The following is a 6,992-nucleotide window of genomic DNA, read 5'->3' on the forward strand; positions in this document are numbered from 1 at the left end:
TTGTCATAAAATATGTGATAATGTTTTGGTCATTTTTTAAAATAAAATTTGGCTAGTCCTTTTTATACTTTACTTTTGTATTTATTATGGCAATAGAACTGGATAAAATAGATCTGAGAATTCTTAAGATTCTTCAGGAAAATGGTAGAATTACCAATTTGCAACTTTCTCATGAAGTTGGACTATCGCCGGCCCCAACACTTGAACGTGTCAGAAAACTGGAGCAGGCTCATTATATCAAGAGCTATCATGCATTAGTTGATGAAGAATTGCTGGGTTTAGGGATAAAAACCTTTATTCAGATCCAGCTTGATTTTCATAAAAATAATACGATACAGGTTTTTCTGGAAGAAATAGACGCGATCAAAGAAATCACTGAATGTCATCATGTTACCGGTCAGTGTGATTTTCTGCTTAAAGCTTATGTAAAGGATATCAAATCATACGAACGCCTTATTATGGATAAAATCAGCAAAATCTCTGTGGTCAAAACCTTTCAAACCATGATGATCATGTCGACCAATAAGAAGGAGCCTGCGGTGCCTTTGGAATATTAATTTGTCTATTATTCAATTTGTCTATTTGTCAATTGGAACACTACCTTGACGATTAAAAATAATTGTCATGGACAAATCGACAAATTATTCCATCGACAAATCATAATAATTTCCAATCAATCCCCTTCTCCCCATTCTTCTCCAGATATTCATTGGTCTTGATGAAATGGTTACACCCAAAAAATCCATTAAATGCAGAAAAGGGCGATGGGTGGGCGGCCATTAAAACCAGATGCTTATTCTGATCAATCAGTCCGGTTTTTGCCTGCGCATATTTGCCCCATAATAAAAACACAATTCCTGTCCTTTGCTCCGATAATGTTTGAATGACCCGATCAGTAAATTGTTCCCAGCCCTGATTCTGGTGTGATCCTGCCTTTGAGGCTTCAACAGTTAAGCTTGCGTTTAGCAATAAGACCCCCTGATCTGCCCATGAACTCAGGTCGCCATGTTGTGGGAATTGAAAGTCCTTGTATTCTGCCTGCAGTTCCTTGAAAATGTTTTGAAGCGAAGGTGGAATAGGAACTCCTTTCTGAACTGAGAAGGATAAACCATGTGCCTGATTAACTCCGTGATAGGGGTCTTGACCGAGTATAACTATCTTGACCTTATGAAATGGAGTATGTGAAAAGGCATTGAAGATCAAACTGTTTTCCGGATATATTAGTCGATTTTGCTCCAGTTGAGTTTGAAGAAAGGCGAGGAGTTTTTGCATGTACTCTTTCTCAAATTCTGCTTTCAGAACCACTTTCCAGCTTTCCTCCAGGTTTAATGGCATAAATTCTCAGATTGATATTGGTTAAACGCTCAAATAAACGGATATTTGCAACAAATTTAACAGATAAGAAGACAATGCCTAATTTCATCAGATTGATAATTGCAGCCATAATATTGGGTGCATCGGTAACATTAATGGTTTTTGGTTATTGGGGATGGGGGATACCATTGGTTTTCGTTTCCATTCTGGTAGCAGTAACTTTCTTTTATCATGAGAAAATGTTAATCGCACAATACTTTCTGCGTAAGGATAATATGGATAAAGCGGGTGAATGGCTGAAAGGAATTTCGAATTACGAAACTCAGTTATTCAGAGGACAGCATGGCTATTATAACCTCTTGATTGGTTTGATCGAATCGCGAAAGGCACCCTTGCAGTCTGAAAAGTATTTTAAAAGAGCAATCAGTTTAGGCATGACTATGGACCATAACATCGCACTGGCCAAGTTAAGTCTGGCGGGTATCGCGATGGCAAAAAGAAATAAACGTGAAGCAACTATTTATCTGCAGGAGGCCAAGAAGGCTGATAAGAATAAATTACTCGCTGAGCAGATAAAAATGATGAAAGATCAAATGGGACAATTGGACCGGACGGTTCAGCAACGCAATTTCCGCCAGCCCTTTTAATTTCTTACTTATCCCTCAAATTGTCGAAACGGATGGAGAAGTCGCTGCAACAAAGCTGACTCCCTACATACTCAGCTTCATCATAATTCTTCCTCGAATTGAAGAAATATTGTTCAGATTGAATCCGTTTCAGGAGTTGATGAATAAAAGAAAGATCATAATCTTCTTTGTTCAGTTTGATCAGGTATTCATGATCAGTGATTTCAAGACTTGAATTTTTCATAATGATTTATTAATTGTTTGAACACCAAAAATAGCAAAGGCCGTTCTGCAAAAAGCAAAGCGGCCTTTATGTTTATGTTATGATTGTGTTAACCAAACCATTCCATCACAGTCTCTTTTGAAGGCATCGCGATTTCCAGCTTCATTTTTTTACGCATCCCGCCAAGGTCGTTAAATACCTTATTTGGATTACCTGCTTTTAATTCATCAACGGTTTTAAAGCCCATTTTATTCAAAACAGGAACCCATTCAGCAGGGATGCCAATTGCAATAAAATCATCGGCTGTAGCTAATTTTGCTTTTTTCTCCGGTCTCATCTGAGGGAAAAACAGGACCTCCTGTATCGTACTCTGATCGGTCATTAACATCACCAAACGGTCAATTCCTATTCCAAGCCCGGAGGTAGGAGGCATCCCATACTCCAAAGCTCTCAGGAAATCATCATCCATCGCCATTGCTTCTTCATCTCCCCGTCCTGCAAGTAAAAGCTGATCTTCAAAGCGCTCGCGCTGATCAATCGGATCATTTAATTCAGTATAGGCATTGGCAATCTCTTTGCCCATCACAAAAAGCTCAAAACGCTCCACCAAACCTTCTTTACTACGGTGTTTTTTGGCAAGTGGGGTCATTTCAATCGGGTAGTCGGTGATATAGGTTGGCTGAATCAGATGTTCTTCAACCTTTTCACCGAATATCTCATCAATCAGCTTGCCTCTGCCCATAGTCGGATCAATTTCAATATTCAGTTTCTTGCAGGTATGGCGTAATTCATCCTCATTCATGTTCGATACATCGATTCCTGTAAATTTTTCAATGGACTCATACATGCTAAGCTTTTCATATGGGCCGGCAAAGTCGATCTCATGTTCAGCAACCTTTATGGTTGATTTTCCGTGTACAGCCAGGGCCACCTTTTCAAGACATTCCTCAACCATAGCCATCATCCAGATATAATCCTTGTAGGCTACATAGATTTCCATTGAGGTGAATTCGGGGTTATGGGTACGATCCATCCCTTCATTCCTGAACATTTTACCGAACTCATAAACTCCATCAAAGCCGGCAACGATCAGTCGCTTAAGGTATAATTCATTGGCAATCCGCAGATAAAGCGGCATATCCAGGGTATTGTGATGCGTATTAAAAGGACGTGCAGCTGCACCACCATGTATCGGTTGAAGGATAGGGGTTTCTACTTCCATCCATCCCTGATCATCAAAATAAGACCGCATCGTATTGATCACTTTGGATCGTTTGATAAAGATCTGTTTGAAATCCGGATTAACGGTCAGGTCAACATAACGCTGTCTGTAACGCATTTCAGGATCAGTAAAACCATCGTAAATATTCCCATCATCATCACGCTTCACAATTGGGAGGGGCTTTAAAGATTTAGACAGAATCTTCATTTCACTTACATGAATTGAAATTTCCCCTGTCTTAGTAGTGAAAACATATCCGCTGACACCGACAAAATCACCAATATCGAGCAGCTTTTTAAATACGGTATTATATAATGTTTTATCTTCTCCCGGACAGATCTCATCGCGGTTGATATAGGCCTGTATCCTGCCTGTAGAATCTTGTAACTCGGCAAAGGAAGCACTGCCCATAATTCTGCGGCTCATGATCCTGCCTGCAAAACGGATGTTCTTATAAGAAGTCTTATCCCGCTCGTAATTATTTTTAATGTCCAGCGCATTGACATTTACTTCAAATGCTTCAGGAGGATAAGGGTCAATACCCAGTTTACGTAGCTCTGCCAGGGCTTCCCGGCGTAAAATCTCCAGTTCAGATAATCCGATGCTCATTTATTTTCAATTTCTGCAAAAATAGGCTTTTCAGCGCAAAAATGCTAAGGTAACGCGAGTTCGATATTAAACTATCTAAAGTTTAATATTTAACCACATAGATTGAATTTATTATGCTTTAAAGAAAACATAGATTGTAAATCGCATAGATTGAAGCGAAGCTTCAAGACTAAAGTGTCTAAAATGTAGGTTAGAAGCTATAAAATGCTATGTTTCTATGCGGTTTTTAAAATATTATGTCGAGTTCACGTTAAGGTAGCTTGTCTTCAGGAAAACAAAGCCAAAAGAGGTACAATTTCTCAATGAATATTGAATGGTCTTTGCTCCTGGTTCTTTATTCTTTGATCTTTTAGCTTTCGGCTTTTAGCTTTAAGCTTTCCGCTTTTAGCTTCAATCCGCCTCCGTATCCTGCAAATACATCTCACTGATATCCTCAGAATATTTATTCTCAATAACCTTGCGTTTGGCTTTCATGGTAGGAGTAATTTCACCCTCCTCAATGCTGAACGGATTGCGTTTAACCAGGAAGGATTTCATTCTTTCAAATTTTGCAAGCTCCGTCGAATATTTGCGGATATCTTCATTCAGCCAGTCCAGAATTTTCTGATCCCTGATGAAGGAATCTTTTTCCTGAAAAAATTCTTCATTCAAATGGAAGGTTTCCTGCAGGACTTCCCTGGAAGGGATTAAAATAGCAGTAACGTATTCCCGTTTATCACCAATCAGGAAAATCTGCTCAATCTTAGAGCTCTTCAAATATGTATTTTCGACAGGTGTAGGATAGATATTTTTTCCGTAAGCATTCACCAGCATATTTTTTATCCGGTCGGTAATCTGCAGGTTACCCCTAAAATAACGCCCAATATCTCCGGTATGGAACCAGCCATCCTCATCAATAACTTCTGCAGTTTCTTCAGGCTTATTCCAGTATCCCTTCATTACACAATGCCCCCTTACAATGATTTCACCTTCCGGGCATTCAAAATTTTCATTAAAGGTATCATGCGTCTGGATAGTCAATATCTTCTTGCTATCCACATCCTGTATCGCCACCTCAATGCCCGGAATAATACGTCCTACAGTCCCATACACCTGACGATGATATTCTGTTACAGACATAACCGGTGAAGTTTCGGTGAGCCCGAATCCTTCCAGAATCTTGATCCCAAGGTTCCCGAAAAATTCTCCCACGTTTTTAGGCAATGCTGCTCCACCCGAAAGCATGAACTTTAAGCGTCCACCCGTTTTTTCCTTGATTTTACTGAAAACGAGCTTTTCTGCAATCGATTTTTTCATGCTCAGCAATAATCCCGGTGTCTTTCCTGCTTCCTGAATTTCCCTGTAGCTTTGCCCAATTTCAATTGACCATAGGAATATTTTAGACTTTAACCCACCGGCTGAGGTGCCATTTTTCATTGCTTTATCATGAATCCGCTCAAGAAGACGTGGCACGCAACTCATAATGGTCGGTTTCACTTCCGCCATGTTTTTTGCAAGCAGCTCAAGGCTTTGGGCAAAAGCGATTTTACTTCCTACGGCACAGCAAACATGATAGGTAGCGGTACGTTCAAATACATGGGATAGGGGCAGGAATGACAGAAATACATCGTTTTCATTAATCACTGGTATCTGCTCCAGACAAACCTTTACATTTTGTACGAAGTTGGAATGTGTCAGCATGACCCCCTTCGGGATGCCTGTAGTTCCTGAAGTGTAAATTAAAGAGGTTAAATCACTTGCTGATATTGCCCCTCTGGCTTCTTCGATTTTTTTGGCTTGCCTTTCCAATGCCTTTTTTCCTTCTTCAATCAGGCTACTGAAGCTGATTACTCCGGCATTCAATCCTCTTTCCGGAAGGTATTTCTCATAATCATCAAATACGGGGATGATGCGCTGTAATTCTGGGCAGTTATTGGTAATCTTTAAAATTTTACGGAAAAGAAAAGGATTTCCTGCAAGGATGGTTTTGGCTGATGAATCGTTCAATATATATTCAATTTCTGATTCGGATAGCGTAGGATAGATTGAAACATTAACCGCGCCAATTTGCTGGACTCCCTGATCATATAATACCCAATCTACCGAATTCTCGATGATTAAGGCGAGCCGGTCGCCTTTAATAATACCCATCTCGAGAAAGTAGGCCGAGATAGCATCAGCAGAATCCAATACCTGTTTATAACTGATTTCTACCCAGCTTTCATCCACCTTATGCATTAAAAAGGTGGTGTTTTCATCGTGGACGTACCCGACCACGTTCCGAAGCAGCTCAGGTATAGTGGTGGACTCTGTTATTGGATTCATCTTAAGCATTTCGGGAATTTTTAATTAACAAGTATAACAGAATAGCTCTAAAAATGCAAAAGGCTCTAAAAAGAGCCTTTTGCATTGATAGTCAATATGTTATATGTTAAGAGTTCCTTATAAGATCGAATTATACCGAAAAACTTTCCCCGCAACCGCAGGTCCTGGAGGCGTTTGGATTATGAAAATTAAATCCTTTGCCGTTTAATCCGTCTGAGAAATCAAGTTCAGTACCCGCCAGATATAAAAATGACTTCATATCCAATGCTAAACGGATACCCTGATCCTCAAAGAACTGATCGCCGGGTTTTTCTTCATTATCGAAGTCCATTTTATACGATAAACCAGAACATCCTCCCCCCTGAACAGAAACACGAAGAAAATAACTCGTATCAAGTCCATTCTCTTTTATGAGTTCCTCAACTTTGCTTTTTGCTTTATCCGTTACTGTTACCATTTTTTTGCTCTCAAAATCCTTTTTTTAGGCTTTTCGCAGATCTTATTAGTGGTGCGATTTTGCTGATACCAATGCTTCCAGTCCGTTTTTAACACGGTAATCATTGATTGCTGCCTTGATCGCATCTTCTGCAAGTACAGAACAATGGATTTTTACCGGTGGAAGCGCCAATTCTTCTACAATATCCATGTTGTCAATTTTCATTGCATCATCGATTGATTTTCCTTTCAACCATTC

8 protein-coding genes are annotated in these 6,992 nt (G+C 39.7%); 2 read left to right on the top strand and 6 right to left on the bottom strand.

Going from position 1 to position 6,992, the window contains the following annotated elements; all coding sequences use genetic code 11:
- Positions 1 to 86 precede the first annotated feature (86 nt).
- On the top strand, positions 87 to 557 hold the full coding sequence (locus Q8S11_RS02820) for an Lrp/AsnC family transcriptional regulator (protein ID WP_090698305.1): 471 nt from the start codon (positions 87 to 89) through the stop codon (positions 555 to 557).
- A 100-nt stretch (positions 558 to 657) separates the two neighbouring features.
- Here the strand turns inward: Q8S11_RS02820 and ung are convergent, their stop codons facing one another.
- Positions 658 to 1,335 carry a uracil-DNA glycosylase gene (gene ung, locus Q8S11_RS02825; RefSeq protein ID WP_305660568.1) on the bottom strand — a complete coding sequence of 226 codons (678 nt, stop codon included), beginning with the start codon at positions 1,333 to 1,335 and terminating at the stop codon, positions 658 to 660.
- A gap of 74 nt (positions 1,336 to 1,409) precedes the next feature.
- Between ung and Q8S11_RS02830 the strand changes: the two genes are divergently transcribed.
- On the top strand, positions 1,410 to 1,961 hold the full coding sequence (locus Q8S11_RS02830; protein ID WP_305660569.1) for a DUF2892 domain-containing protein: 552 nt from the start codon (positions 1,410 to 1,412) through the stop codon (positions 1,959 to 1,961).
- Positions 1,962 to 1,965: 4 nt separating this feature from the next.
- Here Q8S11_RS02830 and Q8S11_RS02835 read toward each other — a convergent pair whose 3' ends face one another.
- The 5 genes from Q8S11_RS02835 to Q8S11_RS02855 form a co-directional block, all read right to left on the bottom strand.
- A complete protein-coding gene (locus Q8S11_RS02835; RefSeq protein WP_305660570.1) occupies positions 1,966 to 2,184 on the bottom strand; it encodes a hypothetical protein in 219 nt (72 codons plus the stop codon).
- Positions 2,185 to 2,272: 88 nt separating this feature from the next.
- Complete coding sequence (lysS, locus tag Q8S11_RS02840) at positions 2,273 to 3,994, bottom strand: lysine--tRNA ligase (protein ID WP_305660571.1); 1,722 nt, start codon at positions 3,992 to 3,994, stop codon at positions 2,273 to 2,275.
- 390 nt (positions 3,995 to 4,384) lie between these two features.
- Complete coding sequence (locus Q8S11_RS02845; protein ID WP_305660572.1) at positions 4,385 to 6,298, bottom strand: long-chain fatty acid--CoA ligase; 1,914 nt, start codon at positions 6,296 to 6,298, stop codon at positions 4,385 to 4,387.
- A gap of 130 nt (positions 6,299 to 6,428) precedes the next feature.
- Complete coding sequence (locus tag Q8S11_RS02850) at positions 6,429 to 6,755, bottom strand: iron-sulfur cluster assembly accessory protein (protein ID WP_305660573.1); 327 nt, start codon at positions 6,753 to 6,755, stop codon at positions 6,429 to 6,431.
- A gap of 45 nt (positions 6,756 to 6,800) precedes the next feature.
- The coding region (locus tag Q8S11_RS02855) for an iron-sulfur cluster assembly scaffold protein (protein ID WP_305660574.1) at positions 6,801 to 6,992 on the bottom strand (192 nt) is incomplete at its 5' end.

Origin of the sequence: Daejeonella sp. (assembly GCF_030695525.1) — a bacterium.
In the GTDB taxonomy this organism is placed as follows: domain Bacteria; phylum Bacteroidota; class Bacteroidia; order Sphingobacteriales; family Sphingobacteriaceae; genus Daejeonella.

Coding starts and splice junctions, on each gene's coding strand:
- Q8S11_RS02820 (WP_090698305.1), top strand. CDS start 87: ATGGCAATAGAACTGGATAAAATAGATCTGAGAATTCTTAAGATTCTT.
- ung (WP_305660568.1), bottom strand. CDS start 1,335: ATGCCATTAAACCTGGAGGAAAGCTGGAAAGTGGTTCTGAAAGCAGAA.
- Q8S11_RS02830 (WP_305660569.1), top strand. CDS start 1,410: ATGCCTAATTTCATCAGATTGATAATTGCAGCCATAATATTGGGTGCA.
- Q8S11_RS02835 (WP_305660570.1), bottom strand. CDS start 2,184: ATGAAAAATTCAAGTCTTGAAATCACTGATCATGAATACCTGATCAAA.
- lysS (WP_305660571.1), bottom strand. CDS start 3,994: ATGAGCATCGGATTATCTGAACTGGAGATTTTACGCCGGGAAGCCCTG.
- Q8S11_RS02845 (WP_305660572.1), bottom strand. CDS start 6,298: ATGAATCCAATAACAGAGTCCACCACTATACCTGAGCTGCTTCGGAAC.
- Q8S11_RS02850 (WP_305660573.1), bottom strand. CDS start 6,755: ATGGTAACAGTAACGGATAAAGCAAAAAGCAAAGTTGAGGAACTCATA.